This window comes from Duncaniella muris (assembly GCF_003024805.1).
In the GTDB taxonomy this organism is placed as follows: domain Bacteria; phylum Bacteroidota; class Bacteroidia; order Bacteroidales; family Muribaculaceae; genus Duncaniella; species Duncaniella muris.
Genome location: NZ_PUEC01000021.1, coordinates 25,747 through 52,053, shown reverse-complemented (window position 1 = coordinate 52,053; position 26,307 = coordinate 25,747). Strand labels below are relative to the sequence as shown.

Sequence of the window (26,307 nt, the reverse complement as noted above, 5' to 3'; positions counted from 1 at the left end):
TTAACCTCGTTCAATTCTGTTCACAAAATTTACTTGGAGACACCCCGAAGTGTTTCTTAAAGATAGTGCTGAAATACTTAGAATTAGCAAAGCCTGTCATCACAGCCACTTCTGTTACAGGTGTCTTTTGCTTAAGTAACTCAGCGGCTCGTTCAAGTTTCAGGATTCTTATAAATTCCTGAGGAGCTTTCCCGGTCAATGACTTCAGACGACCGAAGAACAGTGTTCGGCTCATTGCCATCTCTCGGCATAGATATTCAATGTCAAACTCGGTGTTTGATATATTTGCGATAATTATATCAACAGCCTTATCAACAAATGCCTTGTCAGATGCCAGCATTTCGCTTGTCCGATTGCCTTCGGTCAGTGTCGGTTCCTCGACGATTTGTGGGATTGTCTTCACTTCGACTACGTCACCCTCGGCTCTCATCAATGCAAGCCTCATAAGATATTCACGGATACGCTTGCGGTTGTGGAGCATACCTCTGACCTTGCTTTTGAGGATGTCAAGGCTGAACGGCTTGGCGATATAGTCATCGGCTCCTTTTTCAATGCCGTTCACAATCGCGTCATGAGTGGTTTTCGCAGTAAGTAAAATGACCGGAATGTCGGCGGTGTCAGGGTTGTTCTTTATCATGCTGCACAGCTCGTCACCCTGTATTCCGGGCATCATTACGTCTGAGATGATAATATCCGGATAGTGATTCTCAAGGAATCTTAGGGCATCCTCAGCCGAAATAGTTGACACGACATTATATTCAACCGAGAATGTTGCCGTCAGATAATTCCTGAGATCATCGTTGTCCTCGACAATCAACAATGTCTCATCCTTACTCTCAGAAACAGCGGATACTACGGGAGAAGGTATGCGTATTTCATTCAAAGCCTCATTCAGATTATTCGGATTCCAGTGAATGACAGGCTCGTCATAGATACGCTTGAATGAGATTGTAAAAGTGGTTCCTGCATTCTCTTTAGATGTAAAGCCTATGTTGCCGTTGAGCATTTCCACTATACGCTTGACCTGAAGCAGACCGAAACCGTTGCCTGTTTCTTGTGACGCTCTCGCATTCTCGGCTCTATAGACATTTGTGAATATGTTTTTCTGCTCTTTCTCAGGTATGCCTATACCATTGTCGGTAATCCTGATGACAGCCTTTGACTTGTTTGCGGTTAGTGACACCTCCACTTTGCCACCTTGATTGGTATATTTGCAGGCATTCGACATGAGGTTATCAAGCATGAGTTCAAGCAGATGTCTGTCAGCTGAAACCACTACCTGCTCATCGGGAACTTGCAGGTGAAGCGTGATGCCGCGTTTTTCACCAACATTATTGAAACAACTCAGTTCCTCCGACAATAGATAATTAAGATTGATCGGCTCGATGTTGACCTTTGCTTTTCTCGAATCAATCTTTTCAAAATCGAGCAGCTGAGCGGTGACAGCATTAAGCTTTCGTATATTTGCGCCCGCCACATCGAGCAGATATTTAGCCTTTTCGGAAAGGCCGTCCTGTGTCTTCAGCTCTTCAATGGGCGACATGACCAATGACAATGGAGTGCGGATATCGTGGGCTGTATTGATGAAAAATCTGATTTTGTCTTCGTCATGCTCTTTTCGCAATTGATACCATTTATACCTAATTATAAAATATATAATAAAGACTATTATAGCCAGATAGCATATTCTGGCCCATATTGTATTCCACCACGGTTCTTCGACAGTGATGTCAATAGAGGTTTCATCTATGACTCGTCCGTCGCTTTTACGCAACGCTTTTATTTTTAGGGTATAATTGCCCGGCGGCACATTCCGGAAGCGGGCGGTACCGTTCATGGTCATTTCGCTCCAATCGTGGTCATACCCTTCAAGGATATACTGATAAGCGATGTCATTGCGATAGTCTATGTTTATTGCCTCAAAATCAACATCAAACGAGTTATGACTGGCACTGAGCACTATATTCCGGTTTTGCAGCATCTCAAAAAGCTCCGGTATAATCTTGGCAGACTCCTCTTCGCTGATGCCGTCAATAGTGAATCGGGATATTCTCAATGGTGCGGAGTATTCAGCTACACTGATTTTGTCGGGCGACAGCCTGACTGCGCCTGCCGTACTGCCGAAAATCAAATCACCGTTAGATGTCCTTAAAATCGAGGACTTGTTATATTCTCTGGCAATTCCGTTGATAAAGTTAAGACTGGAAACTGTTGAATCGCCTATGATTGCGAGGCCGTTGCCTGTACTTGCCCAAAGGCGTCCCTTGTCATCATGCACAAGACCGTATATATCATTTGAGGGCAATCCGTCTGACATTTTTATCTCACGTATGATTTTCCTGTTCTTATAATCATACAGGTTAAGACCACCACCTTCGGTTCCAAGCCATACTGTGGTACCTTTTGTGAACATCATCGGGATTATATATGCACTTACGTCGTGCTCTGACTGCTCTTGAAAATTGGCGTACCAGTTATAGCTGTTCGTGTCGGCATCGATGATATAAAATCCGTTGCCGGTAGCGACACCTATACGCTTCTCGTCAACGACACTGATTGACATAACGCCGTCTATCTCAAACCTATGATATAACGAGCCGTCGCTATTAAGGGCTACGAGGCAGCCGTGAGGAGAGCCGACCCATATCTTGCCATGACAATCAGTCTGTATTGCGAAGATATAGTTCGATGACAAGGCTCCATCGCTTTGTGTCCAGTGCCCCTTGATGTTTCCCGACAAATCCATACGGTATACGCCGTCGCCATAACAACCGGCCAGTACATTTCCGTTGCCGTCCTCACACAGCGATACAACGACTATTCCGGATAATGAATTTTTCCAAATTCCGGTACGGGGATTGTAAATGCTTATTCCGCGGTCAGTTGCATACCATATATTTCCGTCTGTCGACTCTATGATATAATTCACATTGTTGTTGACAAGAGAGTTGGGATTGTCTTTTATATGTGTAATTATCTGTATGGGCGACTGCGACAGACTCACCATTGTCACCCCTCCGGTATAACTGCCAATCCACAGATTGCCGTGGCCGTCATTCAACAGTGCATATATGCCGTTGCCGGTAAATGAAAACTCCGGGGCGAGTTCCGTGTTGACAAACGTGGCCAGAGAGTTGGCCTTTACATTATAAGCCAGGACACCGCTGCCGTCAATACCTATGGCAAGCCTTTCCGGGCTAAGTTTGACAATAGAACGTATCGGCTTATGCAACAGGCTGTTTGTAGCATGGATTTGGGCAACACTGAAATCCGACAAATCAAGTTTATATAAGCCCTTGTTGAAAGCTCCGATATATAGGGCATCGTTTTCCTCATCGAAATACAGGCTCTGTATTTTGGTATCTTTCAGCAGACCAACATCTTTGACCGCATGGTCGTCACGCATGATTTTAAGTCCCGAAGAGGTTGCTGCAAACAAATAACCTTTTGCAATAATGATGTCGTTGACAGCCGCGCCGGGCAGTATGGGGCGATAGTCCTTATCTGACACGTATTTAAACAGGCCGTCATTGGTTGCATACAATATACTGTTGTCACTGCTCACCAGCATTTTGTTGAGCACAACATCGCTATGACTTAGGTCGGAAAGATTGCTCGTCAAAATAAACGAATCATATACGGGCGTATATTTGTGAATTTTGCCTGTACTTTCGTAGGCATACAAATCGCCCTCATTGAGATACAGCTGAATTATACGACCAGCTCTATCGCCATAGAACGAATCGCCTTCAAGAGAGTAATTCTTAAGAATCCTACCATTATACCTGTCAACCCCCGACTTGGTACTTATCCAGATAGCTCCTGACGCATCTTCAGCAAGCGAATACACCTTCTGACTACTGAGCCCCGTCGAGTTGTCAATACGCAGAACTTCTGAAATTACATGCTGACTTCCATAGCCTTTCTGTGCAAGAAACAGAAAAACCATGACAACCACTGTAATAAACAGCCCGTTCTTAGTGCTCTTTAGCGAAGTTGGCGTATAATCACCCATAATACTGCAAAGTTAGCTAAATTTCTCGACATTAGAGGATTTACAACTCAAAAACTTTAATAATAGCATAATAGCAAAAACAGACGAGTTGCCTCCGACACTATCATCTTCAGCCGTGTGGTATGAAAGTCCACGGCGGAGGTGGCGAGTCGGCGCTGTGTACGCAGGTAGATGTCATACTTGTCTATGAAGGAACGGTCGATAGCCGTAAACGGAATGTCCGACAACTTAGAAAAAGAAAAAATGCTTGCCGGCATGATATATGATGCCAATTATGATCCGTCGCTCATTGCCGAGCGTCTCTAATGCAAGGAACTTTGCCGTGACTATAATGACCTGCGTCCAAAAGACACCATAGGCCGCGAGCGCCTGTTGCGCCGCATTCTCGGCCATGTGGAAGACTCAATCCTGATCGAACAGCCCTTCTTCTGCGACTATGGCTACAACATAAGTGTAGGCAAAAACTTCTACGCCAATTTCAACCTCGTCATCCTTGACGGAGCCAAGGTGACATTCGGCGACAATGTCTTCATAGCCCCGAACCGCGGATTCCACACCGCCGGTCATCCGATTGACCCGGTTGAAAGAAACAAAGGTCTGGAATATGCCCGGCCGATAACCGTCGGCAACAACGTATGGATCGGAGCATCTGTCACGGTACTGCCGGGAGTGACCATAGGTGACAACTGCGTGATCGGAGCCGGAAGTGTAGTGACAAAAGACATCACGGCCGGTTCTGTAGCCGTAGGTAATCCATGCCGCGTCATCAGGAAAATAGACGAACAGCAACCTTAAGCATCATGTTCTGACAAAAAATTCGTACCTTTGCATTGCTGATCTGAAGATGCGTTTTGTAATCCTCATCGGAGGGCATTATGATAATGCTGGATAAGATGACCGGGTAAAACCTCGATTCTTATTCAGCAATTTTTATGTTCACATTAGTCATAACCCCTTTTTTCTATCTTATGAAACGTGATGCTATTGATCTGGGTAATGTACATATCCCCACCCTCTTCAGAATCTATCTTGTGCCTACGCTGCTTGGAATGCTCGCACTTTGTGCGGTGACCGCAACGGACGGTATATTCGTAGGACGCGGATGTGGGAGCGACGCACTGGCTGCCGTCAACATCTGCATTTCGCCGACAATGGTGATGATGGGCATCGGACTGATGCTTGGCGTAGGAGCGTCTGTTGTTTCCTCACTCCATCTTGCCGCTGGCAACATCAAAGCCGCAAGACTGAACATCACCCAGGCCCTCCTTGTCGCAACCGTCCTCGCAGGGCTGTTTCTTATCGCCACTCTGTCATCTCCCCGTCACACCGCGCTGCTTTTAGGTAGCTCCGAATCGCTTATGCAGCTTGTCCTGGACTATATGCCCTGGATATTTGCCACGTGTGTGTTTCAGATCTGGTGTGCGATAGGCCTTTTTATTGTCAGACTTGACGGTTCGCCGAAATATGCCATGTGGTGCAACGTCCTGCCCGGCCTGCTGAATGTGATCCTCGACTATCTGTTTATCTTTCCGCTTGACATGGGAGTCCGCGGTGCGGCACTCGCCACATTTCTCAGCTGCATGACAGGCGGCGTCATGGTACTTGTCTATCTTGTGTTTCTCGCATCCGATCTCAGACCGGCTAAATTGAAAATCAGCCTGACCAGCCTGCGGCTGACTCTCCGCAACATAGGTTACCAGTGCAAGATCGGTATTTCAGCACTACTTGGCGAAGCTACTATGGGCGTTCTGATGCTGATGGGCAATCTGGGATTCATGCGCTATATAGGCAATGACGGCGTCGGAGCCTTCAGCATTGCCTGCTACTACTGTCCGTTCGCATTCATGATCGGTAATGCCATCGCACAGTCAGCACAACCGATCATCAGCTATAACTACGGACTCGGAGAGCGTTCAAGAGTGGTATCTACTGAAAAACTTGCCATCATCACCGCCCTGATATGTGGTGGGGTAGTCACCGCTTCTTTCAGTCTGCTGCCGGAACTTATGGTAGGCCTCTTTCTTGACATCCATTCTGAAGCTGCCTCGATTGCAATAGCCGGCTTCCCGGTCTACTCTACAGCATTTGTTTTCTTCATTTTCAATCTGACGGCAATAGGCTACTTCCAAAGTATCGAAAAAGCGCTCCCGGCAATAATTTTCGCTCTGCTGAGAGGTGTCATATTCCTTGTTCCGTCCTTTATTCTTGTTCCGAAGCTATTAGGCATAAACGGCATATGGATGGCTCTCTCTGTTTCAGAGATCATGACAAGCCTGTGCATTTCCGCGTATTATCTGTACAACAGACTCCGGCCCGGAGCACAGTCATAGAAATTGCAGGAAAACAAAAGAATTTATTCTATTATCCGACTGTCCATTGCGGGGATTTGCGCCTGCTGAAGTTTGCTGAAAGCACCGGCGCAAACGGCGATGAAAGACTTCGCGCTCCGGACGGGCAACCCTTGACACAGGCACAGCATTTTATGCACTTTGCCGGATCTGACGAACGGCAGTCATCACTGACTGCATCAGCCGGACATACAGAGACACATTTCCCACACCCGCTGCAAAGCATCGGATCTATAAGCGGAACAAGCCTGACAGGATTCACTTTCTGTCCTTCGGAGTAAACTTTCACAAACGCCCTGAAATTAGCCAAAGACTCTTCCGGCAACGGTTCGTCATGCAGCACCGCCACATCCACCGGCCTCAGACTTTCGCATTTCAAAGTCTCGCCAACAGCCTTGCCGAATCCGAATGCTTCATCAAGATCTGCCCGGTCCGGACGTCCGACAGCAATCGGGGTGTCAGGGCGCGAATAGGAATGCTCCCCGACAAAGGCTCCGGCCGCAACCGGCACAAAGCCAAGACCGGAAACAAATTCTGCCATATCTGAAAGCGCGTTCTCAAAAGCCCGGTTGCCATAAACTGCGATCAGCACACACGGAGTTGAATCTGCAACAATGTGTTTCATTCTTTCCTTTGCCATCGGAGCCATCCTGCCGCCATAGACAGGTGCTGCGATTACGGCCAGATCAGACCGCCTTAGGCTGATGCTGCCAGGCTGAAGCCCAAGAGTAAGATTGTGGAGAATACTGCCTGCCGCAGCCGTTCCGCTGATGCCGTCCGCAACCGAACGGGCTATTTTCAGAGATGTTTCTGTAGGCGAAAAAACGATATTGTGTAATTCCATTTCAAGAAGCAATATTATGTGATACCGGCAACCGATAGGGCCGAGACTGCAAATATACGCATTTACAATGAAAAAACGTCCGCCAGGATCCACATCTTAGCGGACGCATTGTTAAACACTTAACATCTTTTCTGCTTATAAACTAATCTTCTTTGTTATATATTATGTGTTTGTTGAAAGTATGAGCAATATGGATTATTCATAACGTATTGCCTCTATCGGGTCGAGATTCGACGCCTTCTCTGCCGGATACCAGCCGAAGAAGACCCCGGTGATCGTACACACGGCAAATGAAAGTCCGACCGAATACATCTGAATATACACCGGCCAGTGGGCTATGACCGTGACAAGCCAGGAGGCAAGCACTCCGACCAATATGCCTATGACACCGCCGGTCACGCTTATGATGACGGCCTCGATCAGGAACTGCGAGAGGATGTCGATGCCACGGGCTCCAACTCCGTCAAATATTAAACCAACAGGCAAAAAAAATCCACGAACCGGCTCTTATCGGACATCCACACGGCTAAGGCCCTGTTCACCAATATTTGTTAACGCCGGGGCGCTCAAGCGTCATGCAGATGTGTTCGCGCAGTAGGGGAGCAACGCGGTGGCATTGTGGCCGAAACATATTGTGCATAAATATGAGCCATAATGACACATCGGACTGCTGCCATTTTCGTATTTTTGCCATGCCGTGAACGTTTTAACATACCTTATAAAATTGCGCCGTGAATATGCTGCAAAACATATAACCGATCGCTTGAAAGTTATTGCAAAAAATCTAATTTTACAAACTAAAACCAAACCTTATGAAATTTACATATCTCACAGCATTCATCGTTGCCGGTGCAGCCTTGACTCTGACATCATGTGGAGAAAACAAAAAAACATCGGATCTTACAGAATCCGGACTTGACCCTGACAACTTCGTGACCACCGTCAACGGCAAGACTACCGGACTTTATACCCTGAAAAATAATTCCGGCATGGAAGTCTGCATCACCAATTTCGGAGGACGCATCGTCTCGCTGACTGTGCCTGACAGAGACGGAACCCCGACAGATGTCGTGCTGGGATTCGACAGCATCGCCTCATATCTCCCGGAAAACAATCAGACTGACTTCGGAGCTGCGATAGGCCGCTACGCCAACCGCATCAATCAGGGAAGAATGGTGATTGACGGCGACAGCATCAGACTGCCTCAGAACAACTTCGGCCACTGCCTGCATGGCGGTCCAGCAGGATGGCAATATCAGGTATATGACGTCATTGCAGCAAATGACAGCACTCTCGTGCTCGAAATGGACTCTCCTGACGGTGACAACAATTTTCCAGGTAACGTGAAAGCGACAGTCTGCTACACTCTCACCCCTGACAATGCACTTGACATAGCCTACAGCGCTGTCACCGACCGCCCGACTGTCATCAACATGACCAACCACTCCTATTTCAACCTCAGCGGAGACCCTGACAAAGCGATCACAGACCATCTGCTCTACATCAACGCTGCGGACTACACTCCTGTCGACTCAACATTCATGACCACCGGCGAGATAGCTTCTGTCAAAGACACTCCGATGGATTTCACCACCCCGCGTGCCATCGGCGAAAAAATTGATGAAACAGACTTCGAACAGATCTCAAACGGTATGGGCTATGACCATAACTGGGTACTGACCACAAACGGCAACGACAGCATTATCGCCGCCAGCCTCTACGCCCCTTCAACAGGTATCAGACTTGATGTGTTCACCGACGAACCGGGTATTCAAGTCTACTCCGGCAACTTTCTTGACGGCTCCGTCAAAGGCAAAAACGGCAAAGTCTACAACAAAAGGGCTGCCATATGCCTTGAATCACAGCACTACCCCGACAGCCCGAACAAACCTCAATGGCCGTCTGTGATTCTCAGACCCGGCGAGACGTACAGTAGCCATTGCGTGTTCCGTTTCGGAATTGAAAAGTAATTCTACACATATACTATTACTATATTTATACCATTACTATATTTAAATGTTGTTTAAAAACAATCTCTTATAACTCAGAATCTGACACTAAAAAAATCATCAATTAAATCATGGCTCTATTAGACTGGATTGTCATCGCTATATTCTTCATAGCGCTCATCGGCATCATCGTATGGGTGATGCGGCAGAAACAAAACAATGCCGAAGACTACTTCCTTGGCGGCAAAGACGCAACCTGGATTGCCATCGGCGCTTCGATTTTCGCCTCTAACATCGGATCGGAACATCTTATAGGCCTGGCCGGATCAGGAGCATCAAGCGGCATGGCAATGGCCCATTGGGAAATCCAGGGCTGGATGATCCTTCTGCTCGGATGGGTCTTCGTGCCGTTCTATTCCCGCTCTATGGTCATAACGATGCCTGAATTTCTTGAACGCCGCTACAACTCGGCCTCCCGAACCATTCTCTCGCTGATCTCTCTGATCAGCTACGTGCTGACTAAAGTCGCAGTGACGGTTTATGCCGGCGGACTCGTATTCCAGCAAGTGTTCGGCATCGACACCCTATGGGGCATAGACTTTTTCTGGATCGCTGCCATCGGCCTTGTCGTGATCACTGCCCTCTACACCATCTTCGGCGGCATGAAATCTGTGCTCTACACCTCCGTGCTCCAGACTCCGATCCTGCTGCTCGGATCAATGATCATCCTCGTGCTCGGCCTTAAGGAACTCGGCGGATGGGACAAGATGATGGAAATCTGTTCCTCGGTGGAAGTCAACCAATACGGTGACACCATGACTAACCTCATACGCGACAACCGCGATCCGCAATATCCCTGGCTCGGCGCCCTTATCGGCTCAGCGGTTATCGGTTTCTGGTACTGGTGTACCGACCAGTTCATAGTGCAGCGCGTGCTCTCAGGCAAAAACGAGCGTGAAGCCCGCCGAGGCACAATCTTCGGTGCCTACCTCAAACTGCTCCCGGTCTTCCTCTTTCTCATTCCCGGCATGATCGCCTTCGCACTCCATCAGAATCTCGGCGACTTCCTTCCGCTGACTGAAAACGGACTCCCAAACTCTGACGCCGCCTTCCCCACCCTTGTGGCCAAACTGCTTCCGGCCGGTGTGAAAGGCCTGATTGTATGCGGCATTCTCGCTGCACTTATGTCATCACTCGCATCTCTCTTCAACTCCTCAGCCGCTCTGTTCACCATCGACTTCTATCAGCGCTTCCGTCCGAAAACCGACCCGAAAAAACTCGTGCGCATCGGCCAGGCCGCCACAGTTGTCATCGTGGCTCTCGGCATTCTCTGGATACCGGTCATGCGCTCCGTAGGCGATGTGCTATATCTCTATCTTCAGGACGTGCAGTCAGTGCTCGCCCCCGGCATCGCAGCAGCATTCCTCATGGGCATCTGCTGGAAACGCGCGTCAGCCCAAGGCGGCATGTGGGGACTTATCGCCGGTCTCGTCATCGGCCTGACCCGACTCGGAGCCAAAATCTATTACAGCAATGCGACCGTAGTGCCCGGCAGCGACAGCAGCCTCTTCCAATACCTGTTCTACGACACCAACTGGCTCTTCTTCTGCGGATGGATGCTGGTGTTCTGCCTCCTGGTTGTGATAATTGTCAGCCTCTTAACCAAAGCGCCTGACCAGGAAAAGATACGCGGACTTGTGTTCGGCACCTCAACTCCGGAACAGCGGGCCGCAACCCGCGCAAGCTGGAACCACTGGGATGTAATCCACACCGTCATCATTCTCGGCATCACAGCCGCTTTCTATTATTACTTCTGGTAATCTGGCGGACTGAACCTGACCAGCCGAATGATTGTTTATATTAAACTATACTCGTCTCATAAATGTTACAGGAACTTAAAGAAAAAGTCTTTCACGCCAATCTCGAACTGGTAAAGCAAGGACTCGTCATCTACACCTGGGGCAATGTCTCAGGCATAGACCGTGAAAAAGGGCTCATCGCAATCAAGCCGAGCGGGCTCGACTATGACAAAATGACCGCTGACGATATGGTAGTGGTTGACCTTGAAGGAAATATCGTAGAAGGCAAGCTGCGCCCATCTTCTGACACTCCCACCCATCTCGCTCTCTACCGGGCTTTTCCGGCTATCGGCGGAGTTGTCCACACTCACTCCACCTATGCCACCGCCTGGTCACAGGCCGGCCTTGACATACCCAACATAGGCACCACTCATGCCGACTATTTCCACAAAGACATCCCCTGCACGGCCGACATGACAGCCGAAGAAGTCAGAGGTGACTATGAACTGGAAACCGGCAACGTCATCGTCAGACGCTTCGCCGACATCGACCCGACGGCCACACCGGCAGTTCTGGTAAAAAACCACGGACCTTTTACCTGGGGCAAAGATCCGGCCGATGCAGTCCATAACGCAGTTGTGCTCGAACAGGTCGCCAAAATGGCATTCATAGCCCGCACCATCAATCCGGCGCTGACCATGAATCCGCTCCTCATCGAGAAGCACTACAACCGCAAGCACGGCCCCGGTGCATATTACGGACAGGGCAAACAGGATTGAAAAACTGCAAGACGAATTCTTGCAATTCAAATAATACAGATAACACAGACAGAAAAAAACAAACTTATATGGCATTTGAAAACAACGAACTCTGGTGGATCACCGGAGCACAGCTCTTATACGGCGGCGACGCAGTCGTAAAAGTCGACGCACACTCAAAAGAAATGGTCGATGGTCTCAACGCCTCCGGCGTGATACCGATGAAAGTGGTCTATAAAGGCACAGCCAACTCTTCACGCGAAGTGGAAGAGATCATGAAAGCGGCTAACAACGACTCACGCTGCGTCGGTGTGATCACCTGGATGCACACATTCTCACCGGCCAAAATGTGGATTCACGGCCTGCAGCAACTCCGCAAGCCGCTGCTCCATTTCCACACACAGTACAATGCCGAAATCCCCTGGGAGACTATGGACATGGACTTCATGAACCTCAACCAGAGCGCCCACGGCGACCGCGAATTCGGCCACATCTGCGCCCGTCTGAACATCCGCCGCAAAGTAGTTGTAGGCTATTGGAAAGACAAGGCCATCCAGGAACGCATAGCCGTCTGGTCACGAGTGGCCGCGGCATGGGCCGATGCACAGGACATGAGAGTCATCCGCTTCGGCGACCAGATGAACAACGTGGCTGTCACTGACGGTGACAAGGTTGCCGCCGAAATGCAGTTGGGCTACCACGTGGACTACTGTCCCGTCAGCGAACTGATGGAATATCACAAGAAAGTCACCGAAGAGGAAACCAAGGCTCTCTTCGATACCTACCTCGCCTCCTATGATTTTGACCCGAAAATCGCTGACGCCACAACTCCTGAACACAAATCGGTCTGGAATGCCGCCCGCGCCGAACTCGCAATCCGTGCCTGCCTCCAGGACAAAGGAGCCAAGGCATTCACTACCAACTTTGACGATCTCGGCACTGATGACATAAATGATCCGCACTTCGAAGGCTTTGACCAGATACCCGGCCTCGCATCACAGCGACTGATGGCTGAAGGCTACGGCTTCGGAGCCGAAGGCGACTGGAAATCAGCAGCCCTCTACCGCACCCTGTGGGTTATGAACCAGGGTCTATCCGGCGGGTGCTCCTTCCTTGAAGACTACACTCTCAACTTCGATGGCAATGAAAGCTCTATACTCCAGGCACATATGCTTGAAATCTGCCCTCTCATAGCAGAGCGTAAGCCTCGTCTTGAAGTGCATTTCCTCGGCATCGGCATCCGCAAGGCTCTGACCGCACGTCTGGTATTCACCTCAAAACCGGGGCCCGGCGTCACAGCCACTGTCATTGACATGGGCAACCGTTTCCGCCTGATTGTCAACGATGTCGAATGTCTGAAATCAAAACCTCTTCCCAAACTGCCCGTAGCATCGGCTCTCTGGAAACCGATGCCCGACTTCGCCACCGGAGCCGCAGCATGGATTCTCGCCGGAGGCACCCACCACTCATGTTTCGCCTACGGTGTCACTCCCGAATACTGGGCAGACTATGCCGAAATGGCCGGCATCGAAATGCTTCACATCGACAAGGACACAACCATCGAGAATTTCAAGCGTGAGATGCGCATCAACGATGTCTATTACATGCTCAACAGATAAAATGCAACTTGATCCGAAAACAACAATCGAACAGGGCAAGGCGATCCTCGGAATCGAACTGGGATCCACCCGAATCAAAGCCGTACTGATCGACGGAGAGAACAAGCCGATAGCCCAAGGCTGTCATGAATGGGAAAACCAGCTCGCCGACGGCCTGTGGACCTACAGCACAGAAGCTATCTGGTATGGCCTGCAGGACGCCTATGCCGACCTGCGCGCAAATGTGCGCAAAGATTTCGATATAGAGATCGAACATCTTGCAGCAATCGGTGTCAGCGCCATGATGCACGGCTATATGCCATTCGGAGCCGACGGCGAAATACTCGTGCCCTTCCGGACCTGGCGCAACACCAACACCGGACCTGCCGCAGCCCGGCTGTCGGAACTCTTTGTCTACAACATCCCTCTCAGATGGAGCATCTCTCACCTATATCAGGCTATACTCAACGGAGAGGAACATGTGAAAGATATCGACTATCTGACCACTCTCGCAGGCTATATCCACTGGAAACTGACCGGCAGGAAAGTGCTTGGCGTAGGCGATGCCTCAGGCATGATACCCATAGATCCCTCCACCGGAAACTATTCGGCTGAAATGGTCGGCAAATTCGACTCGCTCATCAAAGACAAAGCCTACCCCTGGACTCTGACCGATATACTTCCTGAAGTGCTTTCGGCCGGACAGGATGCCGGAAAGCTCACGCCTGAAGGCGCCAGAAGGCTTGACGTGTCGGGCCATCTGCAGCCGGGCGCACCATTCTGCCCGCCGGAAGGCGATGCGGGAACCGGCATGGTAGCAACCAACGCCGTGTTGCAGCGCACCGGCAACGTGTCTGCCGGAACCTCGTCATTCTCAATGATCGTTCTTGAGAAAGATCTCTCCAAGCCCTATGAGATGATCGACATGGTGACCACACCTGACGGAAGCCTCGTCGCGATGGTCCACTGCAACAACTGCACATCCGATCTAAATGCCTGGGTCAGCCTTTTCAAAGAATACCAGCAACTGCTCGGAGTGCCCGTTGACATGAACGAGGTGTTCGGCAAACTCTATGAAAATGCCCTTAGCGGAGACCCCGACTGCGGCGGACTGCTTTCCTACAACTACTATTCCGGCGAACCTGTGACCGGCCTGACCGAAGGACGCCCGCTTTTCGTCCGTTCAGCCGCCGACAGATTCAACCTCGCCAATTTCATGCGCGCAAACCTCTACGCATCCGTGGCTGTGCTTAAAATCGGAAATGACATCCTTTTCAACGAAGAGAAAGTAGAAGTAGACCGTATCACCGGACACGGCGGTCTGTTCAAGACCAAAGGCGTAGGCCAAAGAATACTCGCAGCGGCGCTCAATTCTCCGATCTCCGTAATGGAGACTGCCGGCGAAGGCGGCGCATGGGGCATAGCGCTTCTTGCATCGTATCTTGTCAACAATGACAAAGGGCTGTCGCTTGCAGGCTTCCTCAACGACCGGGTGTTTCTCGGTGATGCGGGCTCTGAAATCGCCCCTGATCCGGCCGATGTCGAAGGCTTCAACCGCTACATCGAAACATACAGACAAGGTCTGGCCATTGAACATGCGGCCTGCGAAGCCAAACGATAATCCGGCTCCACAAGAACTGTCAAAACTATCCCATAAGAAGGACGGAAAGCTTTCAACAGCTGTCCGTCTTTCTGTTTTTTCACCAAAAACACGGAAACCATTCCGAGAAAGAAAATTTAAGAACCGGCATTTGATTTTTTCTGATGATTTGTTGTAAATTTGTGACGCGTAAAATTTTATCATCAGTCTAAAACACATCAGTATATGAAAATCAACGGTCAGATAAAGGCCATAGCCACGCTTGTGCTTGCCGGCGTAATTCCTCACTGTGCCATCGCACAGCAAAATGAGATCTGTTTTCAGACACCGGGCGGACAGCACATCAGAGTCAGCGCCGTAAGTGACAACATCATCAAAGTTAGCAACTGGAATGCCGGAGAGACTTTGCCGGAAACCGCCACTTCGGTATTGAAAGGCCAAAGCGGAACTTCATCAGTGAGCACGGCTCCGGGCATCTGCGTGATGACAACCGGAGGCGGAATAGTTGTCCGGGTAGACAGCCTGACCGGCTCTGTTGACATCAGCGCCGGCCCGAAACGATCAGTCAGTGACAACGGTCTGCGCACACTCGCCGGCGGACAGAGGCGGCTCGAACTGTCGACCGTAGGCGAAGGTTCATTCTACGGCGCAGGCGAACGCGGCTACAGTTTCAACCTTGCGGGTGACACTCTTGTGATGTACAACAAACAGAACTACGGCTACACCGCAGGCGAAGAACGCATCCGTCAGATGAACATCACAATGCCGCTGTTTCTCTCGTCAAACGGCTATGCAGTTGTATTCGATGACTTTGCAGCCGCCAGCATGATCATGTCCAATCCGATTGTCTACACAAGCGAATCACGGTCACCAATTTCATATTATTTCATCAACGGCGCCGGATCACTCGCTTCAGTGACACGAGAACTGTCAGCGCTTACCGGCCGGCAGAAACTGCCCCCGTTCTGGGCCCTCGGATACATAACTTCAAAATACGGCTATCACACCCAGCAGGAGACTCTCGGTGTGGTTGACACTCTCAAACGGGCCGGTTATCCGCTTGACGGAATCGTGCTCGACCTCTACTGGTACGGCAAAGAGGAAGACATGGGGCGTCTGGCCTGGGATCAGCAACAGTGGCCCGACCATAAGAAAATGCTTGCCGATCTCAAAGAGCGCGGTGTAAACACGGTCATCATATCCCAGCCCTACATTCTCCGCAACGGACGCGGTCTTGAAAACTACAATGAGCTTGCATCGAAAGGCCTCCTGGTCAAGGATTCGACCGGAGGCCCGCAGGAAGTCAAAATTTGGGTCGGCGAAGGCGGCATGTTTGATGTCTCTAATCCTGACACCAGGTCGTGGCTGAGCGAGCGCTACAAGGCTCTTACCCTTGAAGGTGTCGGAGGCTGGTGGGGCGATCTCGGCGAACCCGAAGTGCACCCTGAAACCGGCATACACGCCAACGGACTCAGCGCCCGTGAATACCATAATCTCTACGGCAACGACTGGTCATCAGTCATATCTGACCTGTTTGCCTCGGAGTTTCCAGACCGCAGGCTAATGACCATGATGCGCGGAGGCACTACAGGCCTGCAGCGCTACAGCGTCTACCCCTGGTCAACTGATGTATCCCGCTCCTGGGGCGGACTGCAGCCGCAGATCACCATCATGCTCAACTCCGGGCTCAGCGGCCTGGGCTACATGAGCCACGATGTGGGCGGTTTTGCAATCGACCCGGATGCTCCCTATGATCCCGAACTGTATGTGCGGTGGCTCCAGCTCGGCACCTTCTCTCCCATCCTCCGCACTCATGCCCAGGCTACGGCAGAACCTTACAATTATCCGGACCAACAGCACATAATCCTGCCCCTGATCAAGGAACGCTACAGATGGCTGCCATACAACTACACTCTGGCCTACGAAAATGCCTCGCAGGGTCTGCCCCTTGTGCGCCCGCTCAATTTCTACAGTCCCGGATCCGACAGATTCGATGACATCACAGATGAATATCTCTGGGGACGCGACATCCTCGTGGCTCCGGTCATGACCCAGGGCGCAACCCGGCGCAGCATTGTCTTCCCCGATGGCCTCTGGGTTGACTACAACAATCCAGGCAGACTTTACAACGGCGGAGATACCGTCACCTATCCCGCGCCACTTGAAGTGCTCCCACTCTTTGTCCGCGCAGGTGCCATCATCCCGCAGGCCGACTATGGCATGCAGTCGACTGAAGACTACCGAACCGACCGTTATACGATAAACTACTATCCGTATCTCGGCAAATCGGAATACACTCTGTTTGAAGATGACCGCAAATCGCCCGGCTCACTCGATGAAGGAGCTTATTCTCTCATAAATTTCACCGGCGAAGCCTCCATTGAAGGGATAAATCTTGACATCTCGTCACAAGGCACATATCCGGGAGCGCCGAAAGTCAAAGATCTGACATTCCGGATCCATCTTGTTGACGGCGACCCTTCATCAGTCAGCGTTGACGGACACAAGCTGAAACGCGGAGCATGGAAATTTGACCGCAGCGAATCCATGCTGACATTCAAAATCAAATGGAACGTTGACAAACCTCTGGCAATACATATCCGCTAAACAGTCTCCCCCCCCAAAAAAAGTCCATGACCAATGGCCAAGCGCCACAGTTCATGGGCTTTTTTTTTACGGATTACATCATGCAATCTTCTCGTGCTGACGTGTGCCCAAAACTCAATGCCTCCGAGATGCGATAAAATCACTTTTTTTTCGTAACTTCGCGATTGCATCGGCATTATGCCGCTAATGTGCCAAAAGTCAATAACCTATCATAGACATGAAACAGTGCATACTCTTCTCGCTGACACTGTCGGCTTCTCTTCTGCTGCCGTTCGGCTCCAGGGCCGACGGCTATCGCAATCCGGTGATACCGGGTTTTCATCCCGACCCTTCAGTAGTGGCAGTCGGTGATGATTTTTATCTTGTGAACTCGTCATTCTGCTATTTTCCGGGAGTGCCCCTCTATCACAGCAAAGACCTTGTCAACTGGCAGCAGACAGGCCACGTGCTTGACCGCGAAAGTCAGCTGAATCTCAAAGGCGCCTCTGTCTGGGGCGGTATCTATGCCCCGACTATCAGATATGACAACGGACGGTTCTATATGATCACCACCAATGTCTCGGACAAAGGAAATTTTCTCGTGCACACCACCGATCCGGCAAAAGGCTGGAGTGATCCGGTGTGGCTCAGGCAGGGAGGCATTGATCCATCGCTATATTTCGAGGACGGCCGATGCTACATGGTCAGCAATCCTGACAACGGCATATGGCTGTGTGAGATCAACCCGCTCAGCGGAGAGCAGCTGAGTGAAAGCCGGCACATATGGGACGGAACAGGCGGTCGATATCCCGAAGCACCGCACATTTACAAAAAAGACGGCTGGTATTATCTGTTGATAGCCGAAGGAGGCACCGAACCGGGCCACAGTGTGACCATAGCCCGCAGCCGTGACATAGCCGGGCCTTACACAGCCAATCCGGCAAATCCGATACTCACTCATTTCAACCGGGCTGGACAGGCCAACCCCATCCAGGGAACCGGACATGCCGATCTCGTCCAGGCTCCTGACGGATCATGGTGGCTGGTATGTCTCGGATTCCGCCAGCAGAACGGCGCGCACCATCTTCTCGGACGCGAGACTTATCTTGCTCCGGTACGATGGGACGAAAACGCCTGGCCTGTGGTCAACGGCAACGGAATCATCAGCCTTGACATGGATGTGCCGACATTGCCGCTCAGTCCGCTCCCTCCCAAAAAGCAGCGCGACAATTTCGACAGCAAGACTCTCGGCCACGAATGGGTGTGGCTCAGAAATCCGGTGACCGGCAACTACAGCTATGGCAAAGGCAGTCTGAAACTCAAAGGCACCTCCGCCGGACCGGATAGCACGACCGAATCACCGACAATGCTGTTACGCCGTCAGGAGCATATCAATTTCACGGCAACTACATCTGTCAGCCTTGAGAATCCATCGGCCGGGAGCGAAGCCGGCCTGACGGTATTCGCCTCCGAGCCGTCGCACTATGACATGTTCGTCACTCAGAAAACCGACGGGAGCAAAACGGTCGCGCTCAGATACCGGCTTAACGAACTGACCCATATCGAAAAGGAACTCTCACTCCCGCATGACTGCAAAAAGGCGATACTGCGCGTTACCGCAAGCCCGACTGTCTACAGTTTCTCCGCATCAACTGACGGAGGCAAGAGCTTTCAGGAGCTCGGAAAGATGAACACCCGCTATCTCTCAACCGAAACCGCCGGAGGATTCACCGGCACATTCATCGGGCTATATGCCGTCTCGCCCGACAATCACGGAGACGGAATTTTTGACTATTTCGACTACATTCCTAAATCAGAATAAAATAAATGAGAACTTCTTTAATAGCCCTCGCTCTTGCGCTGACTGCAGGAGGAGCCTCGGCAAAGGTCAGGCCTTCGGCTATGATCAGTGACAACATGGTGCTTCAGCAGAATGCCAGCGCACGCATATTCGGCAGCGCCGATCCGGGATCGACTGTGACCGTGACTCCGTCATGGAACAACAAGCCCTACTCAACCACCACTGACCGCACCGGCCAGTGGTGCCTGGCCATTGACACCCCCGGCGGCAGTTTCGACAAGCACACCATCACGATTTCTGACGGCGAGCCGATAACGGTCGGCAACGTGCTCGTCGGTGAAGTCTGGCTGGCTTCCGGACAGTCCAACATGCAGATGCCGCTGAAAGGATTTCCCGGCTGCTGCACCGAAGGCGGATATGATGAGATTGCGTCTTCACGCCGGCAGGCCGACAAAGTCAGATTTTTCACCGTGCCCCTGACCCAGAGCTATACTCCGGTTGACACCGTCAATGCCTCATGGGCTGTACCGTCACCTGAAACCTCGACAGAATTCAGCGCACTCGCATGGCATCTGGCCAAGCGCATGAGCGACGTGCTTGATGTGCCGGTGGGCATTGTCAGTGCGGCTTATGGCGGTGCCAAAGTTGAAAGCTGGACTCCCAGAGAGCTGCTTGAGACATACAAGGATGTGTCGCTCGATCCGAAAGACATCGAACCGATGGTCCACTACCTGCGCCCGATGCTGATGTATAACGCTATGTTTGTACCCATCAGCAACTACACCTATAAAGGTATCCTGTGGTATCAGGGTTGCTCCAACGTATCCACCTGGCAGACCTATGCCGAACGGCTTGAGGCTATGGTGAAACATTGGAGAGACCGGATAGCCATCGGCGACATTCCGTTTTACAGTGTTGAGATCGCACCGTATGAATACGGCGACCCTTCTGAGCAAGGCAAAGCGCCTCTGCTACGCGAGGCTCAGCGGAAAGCCGTGGAGCGGATTCCGAACAGCGGAATCATCTGCACGAACGATCTCGTAAAGCCTTATGAACGTTTCAACATCCATCCGGCCGACAAAGCGGCTGTAGGCAAGCGTCTGTGTGACCTTGTGCTTAACAAGACTTACGGCAAAAAGCAGTTCCCGGTAGAAAGTCCACGCTATAAAAGCCACAAATTCAAAGACGGAGCCGCATGGGTTGCTATAGACTCTCCTTGTGACGGCATCTGCCGCAACTATGACATACAGGGCTTTGAGGTTGCAGGTGCTGACAAAGTCTTCCACCCGGCCGATTCCGTGTGGCTCCACTGGCAGACAAACGAAATGGTGGTTTCAAGCAAAGAGGTGCCGCAACCGGTGGCTGTCCGCTACGGCTGGCGCGATTTCATGCCGGGCAATCTACATGCCGGCAACTATCTGCCCCTGATTCCGTTTCGGACCGATGACTGGGAGTAAGCTCCGCCGCCCCACCCTCCTGCATCTGCCGGACAGATCCTAAAAAAACAAGGCCGTAACACACGCTTTATGAAGCTTGTATGTGTTACGGCCTTTGCTATATCCTGTTAGTCTGCGAGCGCCTGATCGAGATCATTAAGAATGTCGTCGATATCCTCGATGCCTACCGACAGTCGCACGAGATCCGGAGCTACGCCGGCTTCTCTCAGCTGCTCGTCGGTCAGCTGGCGGTGGGTATGGCTTGCAGGATGCAGGACACAGGTCCTGGCATCAGCCACATGGGTCACTATAGCGATAAACCGGAGTTTGTCCATAAACTCTATCGCATCTTCGCGCGAACCCTTAAGTCCGAACGAGATCACACCGCAAGTGCCCTGCGGCATCTGCTTCCGGGCGAGTTCATAATACTTGTTGCCCGGCAGCCCGGCATAGTTCACCCAGCTGACTTTCGGGTGCTTTTCAAGCCATTCGGCCACCTTCTGTGCGTTCTCGCAATGACGGGGCACACGAAGATGCAGGGTTTCAAGACCGATGTTGAGCAGAAACGAATTGTGTGGCGAAGGAATTGATCCGAGATCGCGCATCAGCTGAGCTGTGGCCTTGGTGATAAACGCACCCTTCCCGAAAGCCTTGGTGTATGTGAGTCCGTGATATGATTCGTCAGGAGTGGTCAGGCCCGGAAATTTATCGGCATAGGCATCCCAGTCAAAGTTACCGCTGTCCACTATGGCTCCGCCTACGCTTGTGGCATGGCCGTCCATATATTTAGAAGTGGAATGTGTCACGATGTCCGCGCCCCACTCAAACGGGCGGCAGTTGATGGGCGTGGCGAATGTATTGTCGACAATCAGCGGCACACCGTTGGCATGGGCCACTTTGGCAAATTTCTCAATGTCAAGCACATCATTGCTCGGATTGGAGATAGTCTCGCCGAAAAGCAGCTTTGTGTTGGGCCGGAAAGCCGCAGCGATTTCCTCTTCCGTAGAATTCGGGCTGATGAAAGTGCAGTCAATGCCCATTTTCTTCATTGTCACGGCAAAAAGGTTGAATGTGCCTCCATATATTGCCGATGAGCAGACGAAATGATCGCCGCTCTGACAGATGTTGAACACGGCATAGAAGTTTGCGGCCTGGCCTGAAGATGTCAGTATCGCAGCCACACCGCCCTCAAGTTCGGCTATCTTTGCCGCTACGGCATCATTTGTGGGGTTGGCAAGACGTGTATAGAAATAACCGCTTTCCTCAAGGTCGAAAAGCCTGGCCATCTGTTCGGAACTTGAATATTTGAAGGTTGTGCTCTGAATGATCGGCAAGACACGGGGCTGCCCGTTTTCAGGCTTCCAACCGCCCTGCACACAAATAGTACCGCTGTTAAGTTTATTTGACATTATTGTTATTATTAAGTATTTTTGCAAAGGTAATAAAATTTTAGCAACTCCGTAACCGGCTTTTGTCCATGATAACTTTTGACAATCTCAGAGATCTTCTGAAAAGCAACCGCTCCGTGCGCCGTTTCGACGGTTCAAAGTCTGTCGGCGCAGAAATTCTGAAGCAATTGGTCGAACTGACCCGCTACTGCGCATCGGCCCGCAACATGCAGCCTCTGCGCTATCGCCTTGTCAGCACACCTGAGGAGTGCGGAGGTCTGTTTCCGGCTCTGAAATGGGCCGGCTATCTGACTGACTGGGCCGGTCCGTCAGAGGAGGAACGCCCGACGGCCTATCTTGTGCAATGCCTCGACACGGAACTGGCAGGCAACTGCCTGTGTGACGACGGGCTTCATCTTGAAGCCCTGACACTCGGAGCCTCTGCCCTCGGAATCAACGGTTGCATAATAAAAGCGTTCAATGCAGCCGAGGTGGTACGATCGCTCGCGATACCTGAACGATACAAGCCTTTATATGTGCTTGCTTTAGGCTATCCGGCTGAAAAAGTCGAAATCATATCCACTGACGGTACAAGCCAGGCAGACATCCGCTACTTCCGTGATGACGCAGATGTCCACATCGTGCCCAAACGGCCTTTGGAAGAACTTATCATCAGCTGAAACAAACCCTGCGGCAGCGCCGTCTCACAAGACCGCCACAAAATGCAAGGCCATCGGCTGAATCCTGACATGGATACTGCCGATGGCTTTGTATTTTCAGTGCCTGAGATCTTCAGCGGTCAGCCTCCGAAGTTGTCATAGTGGACAGATTCGGGATCAACGCCAAGATCATCGAGCATCTTGTTGACGGCGGCGCTCATCGGGCCGGGGCCACACATATAGTATTCGATATCTTCCGGATCTGGATGGTCCTTGAGATATGTCTCATAGATCACCTGATGAACAAATCCGGCGGTGTATTTCACTCCTGCGGCATCAGCTGCCGGATCTGGGCGGTCAAGAGCGAGATGGAACTTGAAGTTGGGGAAGTCCTTTTCAAGCTGCATGAAATCGTCGAGATAGAACACCTCGTTGAGCGCACGGGCTCCGTAGAAATAGTTCATCACGCGGTCGCGGGTCTGGAGCGTCTTGGTGAGCCACATGATCTGCGCGCGAAGCGGGGCCATACCTGCGCCGCCGCCTATCCACATCATCTCGGCCTTTGAATCGACAATCGGGTGGAAATCGCCGTAAGGACCGCTCATGCGCACCTTGTCGCCGGGCTTGAGGGTGAAGATGTAGCTCGAAGCGATACCCGGCATCACATCCTGGAATCCCACCTGGGGTTTCGGCTTGAAAGGTGGAGTGGCGATGCGGACTGTCAGCATGATGCGGTCGCCTTCTTCCGGATAGTTGGCCATCGAATAGGCGCGGACGGTAGTCTCTGTATTACGGCATTTCAGTCCGAAAAGCCCGAATTTTTCCCATGCGGGAAGATATTCGGCACCGATCGAATCCTTGTCAATGTCTTTGTCATAGTCCATATCGAAGGTTGGGATCTTGATCTGTGCATATGAACCGGGGATGAAATCCATGTGGGCGCCTTCAGGAAGAGCCACAATGAACTCCTTGATGAAGGTGGCCACATTGCGGTTTGAGATCACCTCGCATTCCCATTCCTTGACGTCAAGCGCAGAGGCCGGAATGCCGATAGAGCAATCTTCCTTCACCTTTACCTGGCAACCGAGGCGCCAATGGTCCTGCTGCTGTTTGCGTGAGAAGTGCACCTTTTCAGTAGGAAGTATGTCACCGCCACCTGAAAAGACCTGACATTTGCACTGTCCGCAACTTCCTTTTCCGCCACAGGCCGAGGGGAGGAAGATGTTTTCGTCAGCGAGTGTTGAGAGCAGAGCTTTGCCTGAGTCGGCTTCCACAACAGTATCGTTGTTAATCGTGATCTTTACTTTGCCCGAATGGACAAGATATTTCTTGGCGAGCAGCAGAATCATCACAAGAAAAAGTGTGATGATCAGAAAGATGCAAACGCCTGAGAGTATTGTCAGCATATCTGTGAAATTCAGTAATAACAAGGGTTAGTAAATCAGATCTTGATTCCGAGGAAGCTCATGAAGGCTATGCCCATCAGTGCGGTGAGGATGAAAGTGATGCCCACTCCGCGCAGTGGTTTCGGAATGTTAGAGTATGTGGCAAGACGCTCGCGTATGGCAGCGATGGCAGTGATAGCCAGCAGCCAGCCGAGCCCCCAGCCGCCACCTGCACAGACTGCGGTCCAGACCGAGGGGAAATCACGCTGCTGCATGAAGAGCGAGCCGCCGAGAATGGCACAGTTCACTGCGATAAGGGGCAGGAAGATGCCGAGCGACGAGTAAAGCGCGGGGCTGTATTTCTCTACCGTCATTTCGACAAGCTGTGTCATCGAGGCTATGACGGCGATGAACATTATGAGCGAAAGGAAGCTGAGATCCACGTCGGCGTATTCCGGACCGAGCCATGAGAGTGCGCCGGCGCTAAGCACGTAGGTCTGCAGAAGGTAGTTGACCGGCAGAGTGACCACAAGCATGAAAGTCACAGCCACGCCAAGTCCGAAAGCCGTCTTTACGTTCTTCGAAACGGCAATGAATGAACACATGCCGAGGAAGTAGGCGAAAATCATATTGTCGATGAATATCGACCGTATGAAGATATTTAAATTTTCCAACTCTGATAGTTTTAAACTGTAAACACTATTTTTAGCGAACACTCAGAGATCAATCCTCCTGGAGATCCTTGTTGTAGGAACGCTGCACCCAGATGATGCAGGCTACGAGGATCAGAGCCATCGGGGGAAGGATCATCAGACCGTTGTTGACATATCCGGCATTGTAGAAGCTCTGCGGTATCACCTGATAGCCCAGAAGAGTTCCGCTGCCCAAGAGTTCGCGGAAGAAACCTACTATGACGAGGATGACGGCATAGCCGATGCCGTTGCCGACACCGTCGAGAAACGAAGGCCAGGGCTTGTTGGCCATCGCGAAGGCTTCGAGACGCCCCATAAGGATACAGTTGGTGATGATGAGTCCGATGAATACCGAGAGTTGTTTGGAGGCATCATAGGCGTAGGCTTTCAACACCTGATCGACTATGACCACGAGTCCGGCAACCACTACGAGCTGCACGATGATACGGATGTTTGTCGGAATGGTGTTGCGAAGAAGCGAGATGATGACGTTGGCGAATGCCAGAACGGCAATCACCGACACACCCATGACGATTGACGGTTCAAGTTTGGCAGTGACCGCAAGGACAGAGCAGATACCGAGGATCTGCACCACCACGGGATTATTTTTTGACAGAGGGTTGAAAAGCACCTCTTTTGCTTTGATTTTGTCAGCCATGACTTATAGAAGTTTTTTCATCGCGGCAGATCTCATCTGACTGTCTGCTGCGAAAGGTTCTGAAGAAATTTCTTATAGGGGGTCAGACAGTTGTCGAGCATTGATCCGACTCCTTTTGAAGTGATCGTGCCACCGGAAATTCCGTCGACATAGTCTTCGCCGTCAAGCGGAGCCTGGCCGGCCTTGACTACGGCGATAGGACGGAAACGGCCGTCTTTGAACACCTGTTTGCCTGCGAACTGGCTGCTGAAAGCCGGTTTCTCGATTTCAGCTCCAAGTCCCGGAGTCTCTCCCTGATGGGCAAAATAGGCGCCATAGATTGTTGAGCCGTCGGAATCGAAGGCCACATAACCCCAGATCGGGCCCCAGAGGCCGGCGCCGTAGACCGGAAGAATGTATTTCTGTACTCCTTCGGAAACGGTGCAGACATAGACCGGGAGTTCTCTGCGGTCAGGGGCAAGTTTTGCCTGCGTGGCCACATCAACATCGAAAGCCTTGACATTGTCAAGAGTCTCGCCGCGCTCGTTGACCACAAACTGCGATGTGATATAACGGTCAAAGTCGGCCACAATCCTGTCTTTTTCAGGCGTGATCATGGCTGCCGCAAGAATCTGCGCCATTTTATCGGCGTTGACATTCTCCTGCTGACGCGGGCGCAGTGCGAGCGCTGTGGCCGCCAGTGCCGTCCCGACGACGATGACAAGTACTATTATATATATAATGGTGTATGTATTGCTTTGCTTGTTCATTGCTGTTAATGGATGAAGTGAACGTTAATGCAAAATTTCAGA

The 26,307-nt window shown here is 51.2% G+C and carries 17 protein-coding genes and 3 pseudogenes; 11 read left to right on the top strand and 9 right to left on the bottom strand.

Features of this window, described 5'->3' with window-relative positions:
- Positions 1 to 10: 10 nt before the first annotated feature.
- On the bottom strand, positions 11 to 3,949 hold the full coding sequence (locus tag C5O23_RS09695; RefSeq protein ID WP_161553589.1) for a hybrid sensor histidine kinase/response regulator transcription factor: 3,939 nt from the start codon (positions 3,947 to 3,949) through the stop codon (positions 11 to 13).
- A gap of 155 nt (positions 3,950 to 4,104) precedes the next feature.
- A pseudogene (locus C5O23_RS14660) lies at positions 4,105 to 4,245 on the bottom strand (phage integrase SAM-like domain-containing protein); the annotation flags it as partial.
- Here C5O23_RS14660 and C5O23_RS09690 point away from each other — a divergent pair.
- Positions 4,232 to 4,810 (top strand): annotated as a pseudogene (locus C5O23_RS09690) (sugar O-acetyltransferase). The pseudogenes C5O23_RS14660 and C5O23_RS09690 overlap by 14 nt on opposite strands.
- A 173-nt stretch (positions 4,811 to 4,983) precedes the next feature.
- Entirely contained in the window at positions 4,984 to 6,345 is a 1,362-nt protein-coding gene (locus C5O23_RS09685) for an MATE family efflux transporter (RefSeq protein WP_107032757.1), read from the top strand.
- Positions 6,346 to 6,376: 31 nt separating this feature from the next.
- Here the strand turns inward: C5O23_RS09685 and C5O23_RS09680 are convergent, their stop codons facing one another.
- The gene (locus tag C5O23_RS09680) at positions 6,377 to 7,207 is read right to left on the bottom strand and encodes a 4Fe-4S binding protein (protein WP_107032746.1); all 831 of its coding nucleotides are present in this window, start codon (positions 7,205 to 7,207) and stop codon (positions 6,377 to 6,379) included.
- 195 nt (positions 7,208 to 7,402) lie between these two features.
- Positions 7,403 to 7,666: pseudogene (locus tag C5O23_RS09675) on the bottom strand (ABC transporter permease); the annotation flags it as partial.
- A 353-nt stretch (positions 7,667 to 8,019) separates the two neighbouring features.
- Between C5O23_RS09675 and C5O23_RS09670 the strand changes: the two are divergent.
- The 8 genes from C5O23_RS09670 (at position 8,020) to C5O23_RS09635 (ending at position 20,755) form a co-directional block, all read left to right on the top strand.
- Positions 8,020 to 9,177 carry an aldose epimerase family protein gene (locus C5O23_RS09670; RefSeq protein WP_107032744.1) on the top strand — a complete coding sequence of 386 codons (1,158 nt, stop codon included), beginning with the start codon at positions 8,020 to 8,022 and terminating at the stop codon, positions 9,175 to 9,177.
- A gap of 110 nt (positions 9,178 to 9,287) precedes the next feature.
- Positions 9,288 to 10,976, top strand: a complete 1,689-nt coding sequence (locus tag C5O23_RS09665; RefSeq protein ID WP_107032743.1) for a sodium:solute symporter — start codon at positions 9,288 to 9,290, stop codon at positions 10,974 to 10,976.
- 62 nt (positions 10,977 to 11,038) lie between these two features.
- A complete protein-coding gene (locus C5O23_RS09660) occupies positions 11,039 to 11,734 on the top strand; it encodes an L-ribulose-5-phosphate 4-epimerase (RefSeq protein WP_107032742.1) in 696 nt (231 codons plus the stop codon).
- Between the two features lie 68 nt (positions 11,735 to 11,802).
- Positions 11,803 to 13,332 carry an L-arabinose isomerase gene (gene araA, locus C5O23_RS09655; protein WP_107032741.1) on the top strand — a complete coding sequence of 510 codons (1,530 nt, stop codon included), beginning with the start codon at positions 11,803 to 11,805 and terminating at the stop codon, positions 13,330 to 13,332.
- 1 nt (position 13,333) lies between these two features.
- Positions 13,334 to 14,932 (top strand): xylulokinase, encoded by a 1,599-nt coding sequence (locus C5O23_RS09650; protein WP_107032740.1) that lies wholly within the window; start codon positions 13,334 to 13,336, stop codon positions 14,930 to 14,932.
- A 204-nt stretch (positions 14,933 to 15,136) separates the two neighbouring features.
- On the top strand, positions 15,137 to 17,518 hold the full coding sequence (locus C5O23_RS09645) for a TIM-barrel domain-containing protein (RefSeq protein ID WP_107032739.1): 2,382 nt from the start codon (positions 15,137 to 15,139) through the stop codon (positions 17,516 to 17,518).
- Positions 17,519 to 17,735: 217 nt separating this feature from the next.
- The gene (locus C5O23_RS09640; protein WP_107032738.1) at positions 17,736 to 19,319 is read left to right on the top strand and encodes a glycoside hydrolase family 43 protein; all 1,584 of its coding nucleotides are present in this window, start codon (positions 17,736 to 17,738) and stop codon (positions 19,317 to 19,319) included.
- A gap of 5 nt (positions 19,320 to 19,324) precedes the next feature.
- The gene (locus tag C5O23_RS09635) at positions 19,325 to 20,755 is read left to right on the top strand and encodes a sialate O-acetylesterase (RefSeq protein WP_107032737.1); all 1,431 of its coding nucleotides are present in this window, start codon (positions 19,325 to 19,327) and stop codon (positions 20,753 to 20,755) included.
- A 107-nt stretch (positions 20,756 to 20,862) separates the two neighbouring features.
- Here the strand turns inward: C5O23_RS09635 and C5O23_RS09630 are convergent, their stop codons facing one another.
- On the bottom strand, positions 20,863 to 22,143 hold the full coding sequence (locus C5O23_RS09630) for an O-acetylhomoserine aminocarboxypropyltransferase/cysteine synthase family protein (RefSeq protein ID WP_107032736.1): 1,281 nt from the start codon (positions 22,141 to 22,143) through the stop codon (positions 20,863 to 20,865).
- Positions 22,144 to 22,211: 68 nt separating this feature from the next.
- Between C5O23_RS09630 and C5O23_RS09625 the strand changes: the two genes are divergently transcribed.
- Positions 22,212 to 22,802, top strand: a complete 591-nt coding sequence (locus C5O23_RS09625; RefSeq protein ID WP_107032735.1) for a nitroreductase family protein — start codon at positions 22,212 to 22,214, stop codon at positions 22,800 to 22,802.
- Positions 22,803 to 22,921: 119 nt separating this feature from the next.
- Here the strand turns inward: C5O23_RS09625 and nqrF are convergent, their stop codons facing one another.
- Genes nqrF through nqrC form a run of 4 tightly spaced genes read right to left on the bottom strand, consistent with a single transcriptional unit; the run spans position 22,922 to position 26,265 of the window.
- A complete protein-coding gene (gene nqrF, locus C5O23_RS09620; protein WP_107032734.1) occupies positions 22,922 to 24,187 on the bottom strand; it encodes an NADH:ubiquinone reductase (Na(+)-transporting) subunit F in 1,266 nt (421 codons plus the stop codon).
- 35 nt (positions 24,188 to 24,222) lie between these two features.
- Positions 24,223 to 24,840 (bottom strand): NADH:ubiquinone reductase (Na(+)-transporting) subunit E, encoded by a 618-nt coding sequence (gene nqrE / locus C5O23_RS09615; protein WP_107032733.1) that lies wholly within the window; start codon positions 24,838 to 24,840, stop codon positions 24,223 to 24,225.
- Between the two features lie 49 nt (positions 24,841 to 24,889).
- Positions 24,890 to 25,516, bottom strand: coding sequence for an NADH:ubiquinone reductase (Na(+)-transporting) subunit D (locus C5O23_RS09610; RefSeq protein WP_107032732.1), 627 nt, complete (start codon positions 25,514 to 25,516; stop codon positions 24,890 to 24,892).
- A gap of 32 nt (positions 25,517 to 25,548) precedes the next feature.
- Positions 25,549 to 26,265: an NADH:ubiquinone reductase (Na(+)-transporting) subunit C gene (nqrC, locus tag C5O23_RS09605; RefSeq protein ID WP_107032731.1), complete on the bottom strand. Its 717-nt coding sequence runs from the start codon at positions 26,263 to 26,265 to the stop codon at positions 25,549 to 25,551.
- Between the last annotated feature and the right edge of the window lie 42 nt (positions 26,266 to 26,307).

Excerpts from the sequence above, each read along its gene's own strand:
- C5O23_RS09695 (WP_161553589.1), bottom strand. The coding sequence starts at position 3,949 with ATGGTTTTTCTGTTTCTTGCACAGAAAGGCTATGGAAGTCAGCATGTA.
- C5O23_RS09685 (WP_107032757.1), top strand. The coding sequence starts at position 4,984 with ATGAAACGTGATGCTATTGATCTGGGTAATGTACATATCCCCACCCTC.
- C5O23_RS09680 (WP_107032746.1), bottom strand. The coding sequence starts at position 7,207 with ATGGAATTACACAATATCGTTTTTTCGCCTACAGAAACATCTCTGAAA.
- C5O23_RS09670 (WP_107032744.1), top strand. The coding sequence starts at position 8,020 with ATGAAATTTACATATCTCACAGCATTCATCGTTGCCGGTGCAGCCTTG.
- C5O23_RS09665 (WP_107032743.1), top strand. The coding sequence starts at position 9,288 with ATGGCTCTATTAGACTGGATTGTCATCGCTATATTCTTCATAGCGCTC.
- C5O23_RS09660 (WP_107032742.1), top strand. The coding sequence starts at position 11,039 with ATGTTACAGGAACTTAAAGAAAAAGTCTTTCACGCCAATCTCGAACTG.
- araA (WP_107032741.1), top strand. The coding sequence starts at position 11,803 with ATGGCATTTGAAAACAACGAACTCTGGTGGATCACCGGAGCACAGCTC.
- C5O23_RS09650 (WP_107032740.1), top strand. The coding sequence starts at position 13,334 with ATGCAACTTGATCCGAAAACAACAATCGAACAGGGCAAGGCGATCCTC.
- C5O23_RS09645 (WP_107032739.1), top strand. The coding sequence starts at position 15,137 with ATGAAAATCAACGGTCAGATAAAGGCCATAGCCACGCTTGTGCTTGCC.
- C5O23_RS09640 (WP_107032738.1), top strand. The coding sequence starts at position 17,736 with ATGAAACAGTGCATACTCTTCTCGCTGACACTGTCGGCTTCTCTTCTG.
- C5O23_RS09635 (WP_107032737.1), top strand. The coding sequence starts at position 19,325 with ATGAGAACTTCTTTAATAGCCCTCGCTCTTGCGCTGACTGCAGGAGGA.
- C5O23_RS09630 (WP_107032736.1), bottom strand. The coding sequence starts at position 22,143 with ATGTCAAATAAACTTAACAGCGGTACTATTTGTGTGCAGGGCGGTTGG.
- C5O23_RS09625 (WP_107032735.1), top strand. The coding sequence starts at position 22,212 with ATGATAACTTTTGACAATCTCAGAGATCTTCTGAAAAGCAACCGCTCC.
- nqrF (WP_107032734.1), bottom strand. The coding sequence starts at position 24,187 with ATGCTGACAATACTCTCAGGCGTTTGCATCTTTCTGATCATCACACTT.
- C5O23_RS09610 (WP_107032732.1), bottom strand. The coding sequence starts at position 25,516 with ATGGCTGACAAAATCAAAGCAAAAGAGGTGCTTTTCAACCCTCTGTCA.
- nqrC (WP_107032731.1), bottom strand. The coding sequence starts at position 26,265 with ATGAACAAGCAAAGCAATACATACACCATTATATATATAATAGTACTT.